General features: G+C 62.5%; 14 protein-coding genes. 5 read left to right on the top strand and 9 right to left on the bottom strand.

The genetic code is table 11. The features are described from left to right. Positions 1 to 3 precede the first annotated feature (3 nt). Positions 4 to 363, bottom strand: a complete 360-nt coding sequence (locus ACYVHK_RS02755; RefSeq protein WP_460527357.1) for a dihydroneopterin aldolase — start codon at positions 361 to 363, stop codon at positions 4 to 6. 107 nt (positions 364 to 470) lie between these two features. Here ACYVHK_RS02755 and plsY point away from each other — a divergent pair, with 107 nt between their 5' ends. Then, positions 471 to 1,088: a glycerol-3-phosphate acyltransferase gene (plsY, locus tag ACYVHK_RS02750; RefSeq protein ID WP_460527355.1), complete on the top strand. Its 618-nt coding sequence runs from the start codon at positions 471 to 473 to the stop codon at positions 1,086 to 1,088. A gap of 62 nt (positions 1,089 to 1,150) precedes the next feature. Here the strand turns inward: plsY and ACYVHK_RS02745 are convergent, their stop codons facing one another. From ACYVHK_RS02745 to ACYVHK_RS02715, 7 genes are all read right to left on the bottom strand, one after another. Then, positions 1,151 to 1,900, bottom strand: coding sequence for a LytR/AlgR family response regulator transcription factor (locus ACYVHK_RS02745; RefSeq protein WP_460527353.1), 750 nt, complete (start codon positions 1,898 to 1,900; stop codon positions 1,151 to 1,153). Beyond that, complete coding sequence (locus ACYVHK_RS02740; protein WP_460527351.1) at positions 1,897 to 3,132, bottom strand: sensor histidine kinase; 1,236 nt, start codon at positions 3,130 to 3,132, stop codon at positions 1,897 to 1,899. Before ACYVHK_RS02740 ends, ACYVHK_RS02745 begins: the two co-directional genes overlap by 4 nt. Before the next feature lie 179 nt (positions 3,133 to 3,311). Beyond that, positions 3,312 to 3,569 (bottom strand): (2Fe-2S) ferredoxin domain-containing protein, encoded by a 258-nt coding sequence (locus tag ACYVHK_RS02735; RefSeq protein WP_460527349.1) that lies wholly within the window; start codon positions 3,567 to 3,569, stop codon positions 3,312 to 3,314. 29 nt (positions 3,570 to 3,598) lie between these two features. Next, complete coding sequence (locus tag ACYVHK_RS02730) at positions 3,599 to 3,994, bottom strand: low affinity iron permease family protein (protein ID WP_460527347.1); 396 nt, start codon at positions 3,992 to 3,994, stop codon at positions 3,599 to 3,601. 14 nt (positions 3,995 to 4,008) lie between these two features. Next, positions 4,009 to 5,145 carry a glutamate--cysteine ligase family protein gene (locus ACYVHK_RS02725; RefSeq protein ID WP_460527345.1) on the bottom strand — a complete coding sequence of 379 codons (1,137 nt, stop codon included), beginning with the start codon at positions 5,143 to 5,145 and terminating at the stop codon, positions 4,009 to 4,011. Continuing rightward, positions 5,132 to 6,364 (bottom strand): cation:proton antiporter, encoded by a 1,233-nt coding sequence (locus ACYVHK_RS02720; RefSeq protein WP_460527343.1) that lies wholly within the window; start codon positions 6,362 to 6,364, stop codon positions 5,132 to 5,134. Before ACYVHK_RS02720 ends, ACYVHK_RS02725 begins: the two co-directional genes overlap by 14 nt. A gap of 335 nt (positions 6,365 to 6,699) precedes the next feature. Further along, positions 6,700 to 8,721, bottom strand: a complete 2,022-nt coding sequence (locus tag ACYVHK_RS02715) for a methyl-accepting chemotaxis protein (protein ID WP_460527341.1) — start codon at positions 8,719 to 8,721, stop codon at positions 6,700 to 6,702. A gap of 325 nt (positions 8,722 to 9,046) precedes the next feature. Between ACYVHK_RS02715 and clpB the strand changes: the two genes are divergently transcribed. Further along, positions 9,047 to 11,638: an ATP-dependent Clp protease ATP-binding subunit gene (clpB, locus tag ACYVHK_RS02710; RefSeq protein WP_460527339.1), complete on the top strand. Its 2,592-nt coding sequence runs from the start codon at positions 9,047 to 9,049 to the stop codon at positions 11,636 to 11,638. An 82-nt stretch (positions 11,639 to 11,720) separates the two neighbouring features. Here the strand turns inward: clpB and ACYVHK_RS02705 are convergent, their stop codons facing one another. After that, entirely contained in the window at positions 11,721 to 12,104 is a 384-nt protein-coding gene (locus ACYVHK_RS02705; protein WP_460527337.1) for a hypothetical protein, read from the bottom strand. A 185-nt stretch (positions 12,105 to 12,289) separates the two neighbouring features. Here ACYVHK_RS02705 and ACYVHK_RS02700 point away from each other — a divergent pair, with 185 nt between their 5' ends. The 3 genes from ACYVHK_RS02700 (at position 12,290) to ACYVHK_RS02690 (ending at position 16,184) form a co-directional block, all read left to right on the top strand. Further along, entirely contained in the window at positions 12,290 to 13,429 is a 1,140-nt protein-coding gene (locus tag ACYVHK_RS02700; RefSeq protein ID WP_460527335.1) for a methyl-accepting chemotaxis protein, read from the top strand. Between the two features lie 83 nt (positions 13,430 to 13,512). After that, entirely contained in the window at positions 13,513 to 13,875 is a 363-nt protein-coding gene (locus tag ACYVHK_RS02695; protein ID WP_460527333.1) for a response regulator, read from the top strand. A gap of 83 nt (positions 13,876 to 13,958) precedes the next feature. Further along, positions 13,959 to 16,184 (top strand): chemotaxis protein CheW, encoded by a 2,226-nt coding sequence (locus ACYVHK_RS02690; protein WP_460527331.1) that lies wholly within the window; start codon positions 13,959 to 13,961, stop codon positions 16,182 to 16,184. The last annotated feature ends 27 nt before the right edge of the window (positions 16,185 to 16,211 follow it).

Below are 16,211 nucleotides of genomic sequence, written 5' to 3'. Positions count from 1 at the left end.
GTATCAGTTGCCGCGGTGGCCGCGTTCAACCGTAACGCCCACCCGGCCTACCTCGTGCAGGATGCCCAGTTTGGTCACCGAGACCCTTATCCAGGGTGCGCCAAAGGCCGTCATCAGGTCCTGGGCGATGTATTCTGCCAGCCGTTCCAGCAACAGGAAATGTTGCTCGGCCAACACAGCACGCAAGCGATCGACCACTTCCGCGTAGTTGATCGTATCGGCCAGCTCGTCAGTCTGGCAGGCTCTCGCACTGGGCAGGCCGAGTTCGAGATCGATCTCGACGACCTGCGGTGCAACACGCTCCCAGTCATACCAGCCGATCAGGGTGCGCGCCTTGACGCCGTGTAGGTAGATGATGTCCATTTTGCGTTCGTAAGCCCCAGCGCTTGCTTGGTATCGCTGGGAGCCGCATCCGGCTTAGAATTCGAGGCTGCCCATTGTAGTTGAAATCTAGTCTTGGAATTCGATCAATGCCGTTCTACGCGTTGCCGCTCGTTTTTGTCCTCTCAGCCTACCTGATCGGTTCGCTGTCTTTCGCCGTCATCGTCAGCCGTGCGCTGAAGATGGCCGACCCGCGCTCCTATGGTTCCGGCAACCCGGGCGCGACCAATGTATTGCGTTCCGGCAAAAAGAAAGCCGCCATCCTAACGTTACTCGGCGATGCCCTTAAGGGGGTATTGATCGTCGCTCTCGCAAGATACGCGGGCCTTGCCGATCCCTGGCTGGCCGCCGTTGCGGTGGCGGTGACGATAGGCCATATGTGGCCGGTCTTCTTCCACTTCCGTGGCGGCAAGGGCGTCGCCACGGCAGCCGGCGTGCTGCTGACGCTGGACTGGCGGCTGGGGTTGATCACCATGGTCGTCTGGCTGCTGATTGCCCTCGGCACCCGTTTGTCGTCGCTGGCCGCCATCCTGGCCGCGGTGTCCGCCCCGGTCGCCTGCTATTGGCTGATGCCGGCACGGCCAGCCATCTTCGCCGCAGTCCTGCTGATCGCCGCCCTGCTGGTACAGCGCCACAAGCAGAACCTGCTCAACCTGCTGTCAGGCACCGAAGGCCGTATCGGCCAGAAAGCCAAGACCGATAGCTGAAACCAGACGGCCTGGCTGTGCCAGGCGCCAACCGGGTCATCGGCAATCTCGCCGTAGATGGATCAGGTCTTGAACAGGTGGGTAAACGCCCGGCTGACCATGAGCCTTTCGGTATGCCCCTTGAGGATGACCTGCAGCCGCTCGGCATCGATGCGCTCAGCCGCCGAGATGGCATTCACATTGACCATCGTACCGCGGTGTATCTGCCAGAATCGCTCCGGGTCCAGCCCGCTCAGGAGGTCCTTGAGGGGGGTGCGTATCAGCGCCTCGGAGTCCGCCAGCACGACCCGGGTGTACTTGGTATCGCTCTGGAAGAACAGTACCTCATCGACATTGATCAACTTGATCTGCTTGCCGACGGTCGCCTTGATCCACTTCATTTTCTCCTGGGAGGGCGTCGGTACGACCGCCTTCAGGCGTCCCAGCAACTCGGCAAGGTCATCCGGCGGCGTCGCCAGCTTCTGCTTCAACCGGCCGACCGCCCGGTCGAGCCGCTCCCCCTCCACCGGTTTCAGCAGATAGTCCACCGCACCAGCCTCGAAAGCCTCGACCGCGTATTGGTCATAGGCGGTCACGAACACCACATGGGCACCGACTGCGATCCGCTCCGCGACCTCCATACCGGACAAGCCCGGCATACGGATGTCGAGGAACACCACATCCGGCTCGAACTCCAGGTAGGCGTCCCAGGCGTCGTTGCCGTTCTCGGCCACGGCCACCACCTCGGCCTCCGGCCAGCTTGCAGCCAGCAGGCCAAGCAGTCGCTCACGCATCAGCGGCTCGTCTTCGGCGATCAGGACCCTCGCATTCATTGCTGCTCCTCCGCAGTCTTTATCGATAGTGGCAGGTAGATTGCAGCAAGGCATCCACCCTCGTCCACACCCTGCAGTGTCAGATGCGCCGCGTCGCCATAGATCAGCTTCAACCGTTCCCGCACATTGGAGAGCCCTACCCCGGCCACGCCTCCCTCCTGCAGACCCATGCCGCTATCGCGCACGCTGATGCAGATATCCCGCGCTGTCTGACTGGCCGTGACCTCGATATGCCCACCCCGCACCGCGGGCTCAATGCCATGCTTGATCGCATTCTCGACCAGAGTCAGCAGCATCATGGTGGGGGCCGTCTGCGCAGATAGCGCCGGTGGCAAGGTGAGGTTGAAGCTCAGCCGTGACCCCATGCGTACCTGCATGACCTGCAAGTAGGCTTCCGCCCGGCGGAAATCCTCGGCAAGACTGACCGTCTCATTGCGCATCTGGGTCAGGCTGCCACGCAGAAACTGGATCAGGCTGGCGGTCAGCGCTGCAGCACGCGGCGCCCCCTGCTCGGCCAGTTGCTGCACGGCACCGAGCGTATTGAACAGGAAATGGGGTTCGATCTGGGCCTCGAGCAAGCGCAGTTGCGATTCGCTCAGTTGCCGGGCCAGGCGCTCACGCTCCGCCTCGGCCTGCAAGCGGGCATTCTCGCGCTCGAAGGCGTTGGCCCGCAGCCGCCCTATCACGCCGAGGATCAGCGCATGCAACAGCCCCATGCCCACGCCCGCTATCAACACCCAACGACCGATACGCTCCATCAGCGCCAGCACAGAACGGCCGTCGAGCAAGGCCATCGATGCCGCACCGATGAACGCCCCCCCTGTCGCCAACACCACGAACTTGAGGATGTTGGACCAGCTCTGCTGACCCACCTTACGGTAGTTGAACCACGCCCCCATCAGCGCAAAGCCGAAGGACAGGCCCAGCGCATTGCAGATCAGGATGCCCTCCAGGATGCTGAATTTGGTCGGCAGCCAGAAATGCAGGTTCAGGCCCAGAACACTCAGCACCAGCATGGGTTGGACCGCAAACCGCCGCCAGCCTGGCCAGCCCCGGTGCTTGAGCATGAATTCGCGCATCTCCCGGCGCTCGATCTCGTTCATCTCCGCAATGCTGCAGATGAAGCGACGCTTGAAGCGCGAAGGCTCCGACTCCGGCGGTGGCGGCGCGGCAAGCCAGCCCAGCATGTCGTCTTCCAGTTGGCGGTGTAGTTGTACCAGTCGTTGCCACATGTTTGCGCTTGCTAACCTCTGAAATGGCCCTTGCTCATGCCGGTGACGCCCCTATGACGGGATGCCAGTGCAAAGGGCGGATTTAAGGACAAGCGAAGCCTAAGGGGTGGCGGCCAGCGAGGCCAGCCTACGAGGACAAAAGACGAACAAGGTGTGACGAATGACGAAGCCGGGAGCGGTTAATCGTCATGCAGGGCAGACTGGAGTATGGCCGGCAGGTCGGCCTCGTTCACGTGATGGAATAGCTCCCCGCCGATGATTTTCATGTTCGGCCCGTATTCACACAGGCCGAGGCAAGGAAAGCGATGCACCCGGACAGGCAGGTTCTGCCGTGCAATCTCGGTCTCCAGCAACGTCGCCAGTGCCTCGCTGCCACGGGCTGCACAGGAGGGGTTGGGATCGAATCGCTGCTTGATGCAGACCATGATGGTTTTCATGGCTGCCATTCTAGCGCGGCCGCAGCGGGCTACGCGCTCTGCTGCCGGGATTCGGCGCGGGCCTGCCGGGCCAGCTTCAGATAACGGTCCCGAATCTGGTTGAGTTCCGCTTCGTCGAGCTCTTCCAGATCCAGCAAGGTGTTGTTGGCCTGCTCCAGCGTGAAGATCAGCTCATCGAGCTTGATCTGCAGCGCCTCAGTATCGCGGTTCTGGGTGTTCTGGATCAGGAACACCATCAGGAAGGTGATGATGGTAGTACTGGTATTGATCACCAGCTGCCAGGTATCGCTGAAGCCGAACAAGGGGCCGGTGACCGCCCACAGCAGTACCAGCCCCAGCGCGACGCAGAACGTGGCCGGCTTGCCGGTGATGGCTGCCGTCTGCTTGGCAAAACGCGTAAACAGGGAGTGTTGATTGTTCGCCATGGTGTGGTTCCCTTTCAGGCGGTTTCCCACCGTTCGGCCTGTCGCAAGACCAGGTGGCCGAGCGAGGGCTGGGCGGCAGCAACCTGGCGCAACCAACCGGCATCGTTTTCCATACGGCTGGTCTGTCGCTGAAGCTCGCGGATGGCGCGTTCACCACCCGATTGCAGCGCATAGGGCAGGACGTGGTTCAGTACATTGGCCAAGTCATCCGCCAATGGACGCTCGCTACGACCGGCAACGTCGATGAACTGGCCGGCCAGGCCAAAGCGGCAAGCCTGGAAGCGGTTGTAGGTATACGCCATTGCCAGGTCGGGATGCGCTTGCTGGTCCCGGTCATCCCGCAGCCAGGCGACCAGCGCCTGGGCAAAGGCGGCCAGCCGCGCAGCCTGTCGGGGCGTCAACGGCGTATCGCAGATACGCAGCTCGATGGTGCCGTAGTTGGGTTTGGGTCGTATATCCCAGTAGAAGTCCTTCATGCTGCTCACCACGCCGTATTCCGCCATGCGCCGGAAGTAGCTGCAGAAGCCTTGCCAGTCGTCCACCGCCGGCATGGTGCCGGAGAGCGGGAAGGCATTGACGGCACTGAGCCGGGCGCTATCGAAGGCGGTGTCCACCCCCTGGTAGAACGGCGAGCTGGCGGAGAGTGCGATGAAGTGCGGGATATAGCGAGCCATCAGCCGGGTCAACCGCACCGCTTCGTCACCATCGCGACAGGCGATATGGATGTGCTGGCCGAACACGGTGAACTGTTGCGCCAGATAGCCGTATTGCTTGTGCAGGTCCTGGTAGCGCTCCTTGGGATAGATCCGTTGGTCGCTCCAGCGCTGGAACGGGTGCGTTCCGCCACCCGAAACCGCGAGGTGCAGCCTGTCCGCCGCCGCTACCAGGTGGTCCCGCAGTGTTTCCAGCTCCTCGGCCAGCGCATCGTAGTGGTGATGGACGGTCGAGTTGAGCTCGATCATCGCCTCAGTGATTTCCGGTACGACATTGCCGGGGTGATCCCGTTTGGCCAGTTGCGCCAAAAGGTCGGACGCGCCTCGCGTCAGGTTGTAATCGTGGCGCGAGAGAATCTGCAGCTCCAGTTCCACCCCCATGGTCAGCACATCGCTACCATGAAAATCGAGCATTTCCGCCAATTCAGATTCGGTCATGGATTCGTCCTTCCGTTCGAGGGGCGTCGCCCGCCTTTTCCAATGCCCAGCGGCTGGTCAAGGGTCCGATGATCTCCATCAGGCACAAGGCCGCGAGTGCAATCGCCGTCGCATGGGTCGTCAACTCCGGCAGGCCTGCGACCGAGCCATGTACGGTCAGGACCGCCAGGCTGGACATGGGTAGCAGAACCACACCGAGCCAGACCCCTTGCCGGTGGCCGATGCCGCTGAACGGCGCCAGCAGCCATGGCACCAGCAGACGAACCGCCGCCCGGGCCAGCAGGAACAATCCCGCCCATTGAGGGACCTGCTGCCAGGCCCACCAGTCGAGGCTGGCACCGATCTGCACGAACAGCACGCAGACAAACAGGCTGCGCAGATGGTCGACATTCAGGCCCAGCAGGGCCTCGCCATGGTCGATATTGCGGCTGGTGATGCCCAGCGTCAGCACCGCCAGCAAGGTCGGCACGGCCAGTACCTGGGCGGCGCCTACGGTGGCGGCGATCGCGCCGAACAGGAACAGCATGGGCAGCACATCGTGCGGGCCCCGATGCCGCAGCCATTTGAGGAACAATGCCAGCAGGAAGGCCCCCGACACCCCCAGCGCCACGGCGCCGAGCAACTCCCAGGCAGGCTGCAGCAACGCCACCTGCCAACCATCCTCACGTGAGAAACGCGTCAGCGAGATCAGCATCAACGCCAGCACCAGGGCCAGCGCGTTATTGACCGCAGCGAACACCCTCGCCCACTCGCTGACACGCCCCTCGGCGCGCGTTTCGCGCAGGATAGGCAGCAGGATGACGGGAGAGGTTGTCATGGCCAGGATGCCTAGCAAACCAGCCGCTACCGGCTCGATGCCCAATAGGTAGAACAGTCCATATACCGTACCGAACACCAGCAGGCTCTCGATCAGGGCCAGCGCCATCAGGCGGGGCTCGCGGTGCAGCCAGCGCCAGTCCAGATGGCGCCCCAGCTCGAACAGCAGGATGCCGATCGCCATGTCCGAGAACAGCGAAAGCTGGCGCATGACGTCGGGATCGATCAGCTTCATACCCAGCGGCCCGGCGATCAGACCTGTGCAGAGATAGCCGGTGATGGTGGGCAAGCGGAACAAGCGATGTAGCGCCTCTGCGAGCAGCACCGCACCCAACAGACTCAGGCCGACCATCGCCAGATGGTTGTCCTGCAGCAAGGAGCGGGCAAACAGCGTGTAATCCATGTTGCCTCCTCAGATGACCTTTTCTTCTGTCACCGGAACGACCCCGATGACGGCAGCGGCGTTCCCTGCATGCCATCAGCCCACCGTGCTTACGCAAGACCGATGCCAACTGCCACGGCATGGTCAACGGACCGGGCCGGCGCCAAAAAAAGCAAATGAATCAGCAGCCTTCGCTATGAGGGGCGGGAGCGGCGGTCGCCTGCCTATGTGGCAGGCTTGGTAAGCTTTGCCATCCATGCCGTAACTCTTGCGCACGCACGGCTGTACCAGCAGCAAAAAGGGCCACGGCGTGTACCGTGGCCATTCTGACGAATACCCATCCCCGGGTCGACAGATCAGACGCGCAAGGTACCGATCCCGTCGCGCAGCTCGCCGACCTGCTGCTGGATTGCCGTGGCAGCAACGACCGACTCTGTTACCGCAGCGGCGCTCTCCTCGGTGTGCTGGGCAATCTGCTCGATGCGGCTGGCAATCTGCTCCGACGCGGCCCTTTGTTCCAGCGCAGCATTGGCGATATCGGCCACAACGGTCGCCGTGCGCTCGGCTGCACTACGGATATGGCCGAGCACCACGCCGACCTCACTGGCAGATTCGGCCGAGCGTTGCATATGGCCGTTGGCGTCCCGCATGGCGCTGGCCACCTCACCGGATTGTTGCTGTACGCGGTTGATCAGCCCGCTGATCTCATGGGTAGCAGCCTTGGTACGCTCCGCCAGCAGACGGACCTCATCGGCCACGACCGAGAAACCCCGGCCGCTTTCGCCGGCCCGAGCTGCCTCGATCGCCGCGTTCAACGCCAGCAGGTTAGTCTGTTCGGCGACCTCCTTGATCGCGCTAACCACGCGCGAGATCTCACGCGAAGCGGCATCCAGCCCTTCCACCTGTACGGCCGAGCTGGCGATACGTTCCGCCAGGGCGGTGATATCGGCCACGGTACGACCCACCACCTCATGCCCCGACTGCGCGGCAACATGGGACTCCTGCGAGGCGGCATGCGCCTGACGGGTATGGTCGGCCACTTGGGCAATGGATACTGACAGTTGCTCGATGGCGGCGGCGACGCTATTGGTCGCTTCGCTCTGCACCCGGGCGCTGGCGTCGATCTGCTGCAAGGCATTCAAGGTCTGGCCACTCCCCTCGCCCACCGCATCGCCTGCAATGCGGATGCGGCCGGCCAGTTCGGCCATACGCAGACGGGCGGCGTTGGTCTGGCCTGCCATGCGATGGATTTCATTAGCGGAGCCGCGTGGCCCCTCGGGTACGTCGCGGGTCAGATCGCCATGTCCCAGGCGGGTAATGCCTTCCACTACCAGCGCCACCGGCTTCAGCGCGCGGCGCATCAGGAGATAGGTCAGAAGACCGGTCAGGGTGGCGGAGCCTAGCAACACTAGTACCAACACCCACAATTGTCGGTGTTCATCCTCCAGGAAGGCCTCTTTCGCCCCGACAACGGCCAGGGTCCAGTTCCAGGCAGGCACATGGCGCCAGGCCAGCAGGTCCTGCTGGCCAACCCGCCAGTCCGGGGTCTGCTCGAAACCGGCATCGACGGCGGCGATGCGTTGGAACAAGGCTGCCCGCGTCGCGGTTTCTCCCTCGCCCTGCGGCGCTACCAGAACCTCCTGCTTACCGCCCTCCCCAGGTGCCAGCACCAGGAACTGGCCGACTCCATCCGCCACGCGGCTCTGGGCGACGAAATCCAGCACGCCCTTCATGTCCGCAGTCAGGTCCACGCGGGTGGTCAGGCCGGCATAGACCTGGCCGGAGCTGTCCTTGATCGGCTTCACATGCAAGGCATACCACTTGCCAGCCCGCTTCACGACCGAGGTCGCCTGCTCGCCCGCATTGAGGGTCTTGGCGCTGAATTCGGTATCCGGAATGACCGAGCCGACCTGCGACTTGCCAGCCTTGTCTTTCAACAGGGTTGCCGCCCGGATCCAGCGGCCGTTGTCGCGGATCAGCACTGCGGCTTCCACGCCGTTCAACTGCTTCATGTGCTGCAGCACATCCAGATTGCCGTTGAGCATCGTATCGCCGGCCTTTACGGTCGGAATATCCCCTGCCTCACCGGTCGCGGTCTTGCCTTCCGCCAGCACCAGGGCGCCACCCATCAGCCGCTCGAATGTCGCCATCTGCTGTTCGGCCTGGCGGGCTGCCGCCGCATAGGCCAGCTCCAGCGATTTGGATACCGACCCCAGTACATCCTGAGTGTTCTTTTCGGTGTTTTCGACCGCCGTCGCCAGGGTGTCACGGGCAATGAATACGGTGGCCACCCCGGTCACCAATGCGGTGATAGCCAGGATGGCAATCAGGACCTGGGATGCCAGGCGACGTGTATCGAGCAATTGGGCAAAGATCATCGGGTATCAGCCTTGCTATTCAATGATGACGGCCGCGATCAGGCGGCCGGTAGTTGTGGCAATGCAACAGTGGTTCATCCGTTACTTGCCAACCATAAATGTTTCATGAACTGACTTAGCAATATTAATACCTGCTTATATTTAAAATCGTATAAACATTACATATCAATGATTTGTATCAACCCTTATTCACCCTTGTGCGGCGACAATCCGCACAAAGCCCCTGACCTTGCGGCGAGTTTCCGCCACACCGACAAAGTCTGGTCGACTTGAAAAGCCCGCTACGCCGCCCCAACTAGATCGCATCGACATCAGGAGCAGCACCATGCGCTACGACAAACTCACCACCAAGTTCCAGCAGGCGATCGCCGATGCGCAATCGCTGGCGCTGGCCAACGACAATCCTTATATCGAGCCACAGCACACCCTGCTGGCCTTGCTCAACGACAATGATTCCGGCGCGGCTTCTTTACTGGCCCGGGCCGGTGTCAACGTGCAACCGGTACGCACGGGCCTGGATGCTGCCATCAAGCGCCTGCCGCAGGTCAGCGGCACCGGTGGCGACATCAGCATCTCCAAGGAGCTGGCCAACCTGCTCAACCTGACCGACAAGGCCGCCAACAAGCGCGGGGACCAGTTCATCTCCGCCGACCTGTTCCTGTTGGCCCTCATCGAGGACAAGGGCGAGACCGGCAGGCTGCTGCGCGAGCAGGGGGGCAAGAAGGAGGCGATCACCGCCGCGGTAGATGCGGTGCGGGGTGGTGATGCCGTCGACAGCGCCGACGCCGAACAGAAGCGTGAGGCGCTGAGCAAGTACACGCTGGACCTGACCGAACGGGCTCGCCACGGCAAGCTCGATCCGGTGATCGGCCGTGACGACGAGATCCGTCGCGCCATCCAGGTGTTGCAACGCCGTACCAAAAACAATCCGGTATTGATTGGCGAACCCGGCGTCGGCAAAACCGCCATCGTCGAAGGGCTGGCCCAACGCATCGTCAATGGCGAGGTACCCGAGTCGCTCAAACACAAGAAGCTGCTGGTACTGGATCTGGCCTCGCTGCTCGCCGGTGCCAAGTATCGTGGTGAATTCGAGGAGCGCCTGAAGGCGGTACTCAATGAGCTGGCCAAGGATGAAGGCAGCACCATCATCTTTATCGACGAACTCCACACCCTGGTCGGTGCAGGCAAGGCCGAGGGCGCGATGGACGCGGGCAATATGCTCAAGCCGGCGCTGGCTCGCGGCGAACTGCACTGCCTGGGCGCCACCACGCTGGACGAGTACCGCAAATACATCGAGAAGGATGCCGCGCTGGAGCGCCGCTTCCAGAAGGTGCTGGTCAACGAGCCCTCGGTCGAAGATACAATCGCCATCCTGCGGGGCCTGCAGGAGCGCTACGAGATTCACCATGGCGTGGAGATCACCGACCCGGCCATCGTGGCCGCGGCTGAACTCAGCCATCGCTATATCACCGACCGTTTCCTGCCCGACAAGGCCATCGACCTGATCGACGAGGCCGCGGCCAAGATCAAGATGGAGATCGACTCCAAGCCCGAGGTCATGGACAAGCTCGAACGGCGGGTGATCCAGCTCAAGATCGAGCGTGAGGCCGTCAAGAAGGAGAAGGACGAGGGTTCGCGCCGTCGGCTGGGCCTGATCGAGGACGAGATCGGCCAGCTGGAAAAGGAATACTCCGACCTGGAAGAAATCTGGAAGGCCGAGAAGGCGGTCGTCCTGGGTTCGCAAGCCATCCGAGAGGAGATCGACAAACTCCGGAATCAGATGGAAGAAGCCCGCCGCAAGGGTGACTGGCAGCAGATCAGCGAACTCCAGTACGGCAAGCTACCGGAACTGGAAGCCAAGCTGCACGCCGCCGAAGCCAATGAAGGCAATGACGGCTCACCACGCCAGAACCGCCTGCTGCGCACACAGGTCGGGGCCGAGGAGATCGCCGAGGTGGTCTCGCGGGCGACCGGCATCCCGGTCAGCAAGATGATGGAAGGCGAACGCGACAAGCTGTTGCAGATGGAAGATGCGCTGCACCGGCGCGTGGTCGGCCAGGACGAGGCCGTCACCCTGGTGGCCGATGCGATCCGCCGCTCGCGCTCCGGCCTGGGCGACCCTAACCGTCCGTACGGCTCCTTCCTGTTCCTGGGCCCAACCGGCGTCGGCAAGACCGAATTGACCAAGGCACTAGCCGCCTTTCTGTTCGACTCGGCCGAGCACCTGATCCGCATCGACATGAGTGAATTCATGGAGAAGCACTCGGTCTCGCGCCTGATCGGCGCGCCACCCGGCTATGTCGGTTATGAGGAGGGCGGCTATCTGACCGAGGCCGTACGTCGCAAACCGTATAGCGTGATCTTGCTGGATGAAGTGGAGAAGGCTCACCCGGATGTGTTCAACGTGCTGCTACAGGTGCTGGATGATGGTCGCCTGACCGACGGCCAGGGTCGTACCGTGGACTTCAAGAACACGGTCATCGTCATGACATCCAACCTGGGCTCGCAGCATATCCAGACCATGTCCACCGGCGACTACCAGTTGGTCAAGCTGGCCGTGATGGGTGAAGTCAAGGCGCACTTCCGGCCGGAGTTCCTGAACCGTATCGACGAGGTGGTGGTGTTCCACGCGCTCGGCGAGGACCAGATCGCCGGCATCGCCCGTATCCAGCTGCAACGTTTGCAAGGACGGCTGGCCGCGATGGAGATGGGGCTCAAGGTCACGGATGCCGCGCTGGCGCACATCGCCACCGCCGGTTTCGATCCGGTCTACGGTGCCCGCCCACTAAAGCGGGCGATCCAGAGCGAGATCGAGAACCCGCTGGCCAAGGCCATCCTCGGCGGGGCATTTGCCGCCAAGGATACGGTCGAGGTGGATTACCAGAACGGCGAACTACGCTTCACCAAGCAGGCTTGAGCGCTGCCCTGCAGCAAAAGCCCGATCCATCTGGATCGGGCTTTTTTCCTGGCGGCTACGAGAAACCGGGACCGGCGTCGGTTCAACTGACCGTCGGCTCCGGCGGCGTATCGACTTCCAGGGTAAGGCCCAGCTCCGAGCAGAGCTGTTGCGGCTCGCGCGTGGCGAACACCAGTGTCTGGCGCATGAAGCCCTGCCGCAGATTCACGCCCAGCGAGCGCGTGATCTTGTCGTAGCGGGCGGTATAGCCTTGATCTTCGCTATTGTTCTCGGCCAGCAAGGTACCGGGCTTCTGGTAGATCTTGCCAAATGAGACCCGGCTACATACCTCCAACGTATCGGCCAGCTTGACGACGGCCGGCAGATCCAGATCGCGCAGTTGCAAGGCCACGACAGCCTGTCCATCCAGTTTCCGTCCCTTGCAGGTCACGGTGGCATACGGAGGCTTCTTGCCTAGACCAAACATGAATTCATCCCGTCGCTAAGCGATTGATCATCAATCCTCATTCTAGCAGCGTCGCCGCCCCTCCCCTACTTCATCCGACGTGGCGCAGGCAGCGCCCGCAGGAAACTTGCAATAATGCGCCTTACTACTGATAACGATACGACACTCCCATTTTGACGGCGGCTCACCGTCCGGAAGGAATGCACTTGTTTCGTATCGCAGTCCTACTTGTTGCCCTTATCCTGAGTGGCCTGCTGCTGGGGCTTGGTGCCCCGGGCTGGTCTCTTCCCCTGCCAGCCCTGCTGGCTCTGGTTGCCGGACTATGGTTCGTACCTACCAAGCACAAGGAAGCTTTCCCCACGCCACCTCCCCTGGCGGCCCATCCCGGTGGCAATAACGACCCGCGCGTGGAACAGGAGCTCAACCAGTTGGTGGGTCGCCAGACCCGCGCCGCCAATGAAGAGGTTGAACGGGTCCAGGCCATCCTGAACGAGGCTATTGGTACGTTGACGCAGAGCTTTACCGTGATCGCCGTGTCGGCCCGCCAGCAGCAGGATATTGCGCTCGGCACCTTGAGCGGCGGGGAGCGGGGCGGCGCAGACAGCCTGATCAATGAAACCGGCGAGACGCTGCGCACCATCGGCCAGTTGATGGTGGAGAACACCAGCACGGCACAGCAACTGACCGATGAAATGCTGGTCATGGGTACACGCGTCAACGAGATGATCGAGCAACTGGTAGGGCTCGACGATATTGCCAAGAAGATTCATTTCCTCTCACTCAACGCCAACATCGAGGCAGCCCGGGCCGGCGAGGCCGGCCGTGGTTTCGTGGTCGTGGCCGAGGAAGTCCACAAACTGGCCCAGTACACCCGTGATTTCAGCGAGCGCATCCGCCAGCGCATGGGCGGTGTGCGCGGCAGTATCGAGAATATGGAGCGCGCCGCCAGTGCCCTGGCCAGCCGCCAGGGCGCCGAGACGGATCGTATCCGCCACCATGTCGACGAAACCCTGGTCGACCTGCGCAAGCTCAATGATGGGCAGAACAAGGCACTGGGTTCCTTGGGAGAGATCGCGCGTACCACCGAAAACGGCATCGCCAGTGCCACGACAGCCCTGCAGTTCCAGGACATGGTGAACCAGTTGCTGGCCCACGCGCGGCGCCGCGTGGATGCCTTGCACCTGGCGGTGGATGCCGCGGCAGCTTGCCGGCAGGCGTTGCAATCGGGCCAGGGAAGCGAAGCCCTGGCCAGGCTGAAAACCCAGCTGGCCGACGCCGAGGCCGCGCTGGCCCACAACCCGGTTGCCCAGCAGAGTATCGGCCAGGGGGATATCGAGCTGTTCTAGCAAGCGAGGCTATGCAGTACTACGACGTCAGTATCTGCAAGGAAATTTGGCTTTGACCAAACCATGACAAGAATGGGGATGTGATGAAGACAATTTTGACCGTTGATGACTCGCCCTCCATACGCCAGATGGTGAGCTTCACCCTCAAGAATGCGGGTTACCAGGTCGTCGAGGCCGGTGACGGCAACGCCGGCCTGTCGCAGGCCAAAAGCACCACCTGCCAGCTCATTATTACCGACCAGAACATGCCCGGCATGGATGGCCTGACCATGATCAAGGCCTTGCGTGCACTCCCCAGCTACAAGAGCACCCCCATCCTGATGCTGACGACCGAGTCGAGCGACGCCATGAAGGCCCAGGGCCGAGCCGCCGGTGCGACAGGCTGGATCGTCAAGCCGTTCAACCCGCAGACCCTGATCGACGTCGTACGCAAGTTGATCGGCTGATCTCGCGACGCAATGCGGGCCATGCAGCAGGCAGGATAAGCAGAACACCCGTGCAGCCGGATGCTGCATCACAGGGGGTTGGGATGGAGATAGATCTCTCAAAGTTCTTCGGCGCGTTCTTCGAGGAGGCAGAGGAGCACCTTGCCAATTTCGAGACCCTGCTGCTGGGCCTTGATCTCGCCGAGCCGGATGCCGAAGACCTGAACGCCATATTCAGGGCGGCGCATTCGATCAAGGGCGGCGCAGGCACCTTCGGTTTCGAGGACCTTGCCTCGCTGACTCATATCCTGGAAAACCTGCTCGACCGCGTGCGCAAAGGCACCATGGCCCTGCGCGGTGAGATGGTGGATGTCTTCCTGCGTACCGGCGATGTGCTGGCCGGCATGGTGGCAGTCCACCGGGACGGGGCCGACGGCAATCCGGCGGCGGTCCAGGAAGTCACCCTGGCCTTGCAAGCCATTGAGGCGGAAGCGACCGGTGCCGCGCCAACGGCCGGGCACGATGTCGAGCCAGGGGCAGCCGAGCCGACAGCAGCCAGTGAGGCTCGCTGGCGCCTGAACCTGCGGCTGGATGCGGATGAACCGCACGACGCCCTGCTGGGTTCGCTGGGCGCACTGGGCCAGGTCACGGAGCTGGAGCGCCAGCAAGACGGCAAGCTATTGCGGCTGACGCTCGAGATCAGCAGCCGGGAAAGCCAGCAGGATCTGAGTGACTCGCTCGCCTTTGTGCTGCCGAGCGATCGTTACGAACTCAGCCCCCTGCCGGAGACCGCCGACATACCCGGCGAGGGTGACACCTTCGGCTTCTTTACCGACGATCCCGAACCTGATGCCGCCCCTGCCACCAGCGGCGAGGACGAGGCTTTCGGTTTCTTCGAGCCGCTTGATAACGAGGCCGCTACCGCCGTAGCAACGGCGGACGCCGGCGGGACCGACTACGGTTTTTTCGAGCCGCTGCCCGCTGTTGCCCCCGATGCCCCGCCGGGTCAGGAGGGCATCGCCTACGGTTTTCTCGACAAGCAGGCGCTGGAACGCGCGCAGGCCAAACAGGCGGCCGAAGCGGAGCAGGCCCGCCAGGCACAACAGCAGAATGTGAAGTCCGCCGATCCCGCCATTAGCCAGAATCGTAGGGCCACCGACAAGGCCGAAGGCGCGACGATACGGGTGGATGTCAACAAGGTGGACCAGTTGCTGAACTTTGTCGGCGAGCTGGTGATCACCCAATCCATGCTGGCGCAAAGCGCAGCCGGTCTGGACCCCTTGCAGCACACCCGACTGCTGGCCGGCATCGAGCAACTGCAGCGCAATACCCGCGAGCTGCAGGAATCCGTGATGTCCATCCGCATGGTGCCGGTCTCCACCGTGTTCAGCCGTTTTCCACGGGTGGTGCGTGATCTGGCCGCCAAGCTCGGCAAGAAGGTGGAGCTGCGGCTGGTGGGGGAGCAGACCGAACTCGACAAGGGATTCGTCGAGAAACTGGCCGATCCCTTGACCCACCTGGTACGCAACAGCCTCGACCACGGTATCGAATCCACCGAGGCGCGTCGCGCCAAGGGTAAGCCCGAGACCGGCATGCTGACGCTGTGCGCCTTCCAGCAGGGTGGCAGCGTGGTGATTGAAGTCCGCGACGACGGCGCCGGCCTCAACCGTGACCGCATCCTGGCCAAGGCCAGGGACAGCGGGATGTCAGTGCCCGAGACCATGACCGATGCGGAGGTATGGATGCTGATCTTCGAGGCGGGCTTCTCGACCGCCGCCGAGGTTACCGACGTCTCCGGTCGTGGCGTGGGCATGGATGTGGTGCGCAAGAACATCCAGTCCATGGGTGGCAGCGTAGAGATCGAATCCATGGCCGGCGTGGGCTCGACCATGCGCATCCGCCTGCCACTCACGCTGGCCATTCTGGACGGCATGCTGATCGGCACCGGTGGCGAGACCTACATCCTGCCGCTCAACGCCATCCGGGAATCACTGCAGCCACAGGCCGAGCAATGCAAGAGCGTGACCGGCCGTGGCCGAGTGGTACAGGTACGCAATGAATACCTGCCGCTGATCGCCTTGCATGAGGTGGTGGGCTGCCAGCCGCAATCGAAGGAACCGACCGAGGGCATCGTGATGCTAATCGACGCCGGTAACCAGCAGATTGCGCTGTGGGTCGATGAGCTGCTGGGCCAGCAGCAGGTCGTGGTGAAGAACCTGGAATCAAACTATCGGCGAGTGCCTGGCATGTCAGGCGCCACCATCCTGGGCGATGGCCGAGTGGCATTGATCATTGATGTCAGCGTACTGGCCAAGGCACGTAGCGCCTGACGGCGCGACAGGCAGAAAAAGAAGGAG

The organism is Chitinimonas naiadis (assembly GCF_054780835.1).
The sequence above is the reverse complement of the archived record's forward strand: the minus strand, read 5'-3'. Positions and strand labels throughout refer to the sequence as shown.

Coding starts and splice junctions, on each gene's coding strand:
- ACYVHK_RS02755 (WP_460527357.1), bottom strand. CDS start 363: ATGGACATCATCTACCTACACGGCGTCAAGGCGCGCACCCTGATCGGC.
- plsY (WP_460527355.1), top strand. CDS start 471: ATGCCGTTCTACGCGTTGCCGCTCGTTTTTGTCCTCTCAGCCTACCTG.
- ACYVHK_RS02745 (WP_460527353.1), bottom strand. CDS start 1,900: ATGAATGCGAGGGTCCTGATCGCCGAAGACGAGCCGCTGATGCGTGAG.
- ACYVHK_RS02740 (WP_460527351.1), bottom strand. CDS start 3,132: ATGTGGCAACGACTGGTACAACTACACCGCCAACTGGAAGACGACATG.
- ACYVHK_RS02735 (WP_460527349.1), bottom strand. CDS start 3,569: ATGAAAACCATCATGGTCTGCATCAAGCAGCGATTCGATCCCAACCCC.
- ACYVHK_RS02730 (WP_460527347.1), bottom strand. CDS start 3,994: ATGGCGAACAATCAACACTCCCTGTTTACGCGTTTTGCCAAGCAGACG.
- ACYVHK_RS02725 (WP_460527345.1), bottom strand. CDS start 5,145: ATGACCGAATCTGAATTGGCGGAAATGCTCGATTTTCATGGTAGCGAT.
- ACYVHK_RS02720 (WP_460527343.1), bottom strand. CDS start 6,364: ATGGATTACACGCTGTTTGCCCGCTCCTTGCTGCAGGACAACCATCTG.
- ACYVHK_RS02715 (WP_460527341.1), bottom strand. CDS start 8,721: ATGATCTTTGCCCAATTGCTCGATACACGTCGCCTGGCATCCCAGGTC.
- clpB (WP_460527339.1), top strand. CDS start 9,047: ATGCGCTACGACAAACTCACCACCAAGTTCCAGCAGGCGATCGCCGAT.
- ACYVHK_RS02705 (WP_460527337.1), bottom strand. CDS start 12,104: ATGTTTGGTCTAGGCAAGAAGCCTCCGTATGCCACCGTGACCTGCAAG.
- ACYVHK_RS02695 (WP_460527333.1), top strand. CDS start 13,513: ATGAAGACAATTTTGACCGTTGATGACTCGCCCTCCATACGCCAGATG.
- ACYVHK_RS02690 (WP_460527331.1), top strand. CDS start 13,959: ATGGAGATAGATCTCTCAAAGTTCTTCGGCGCGTTCTTCGAGGAGGCA.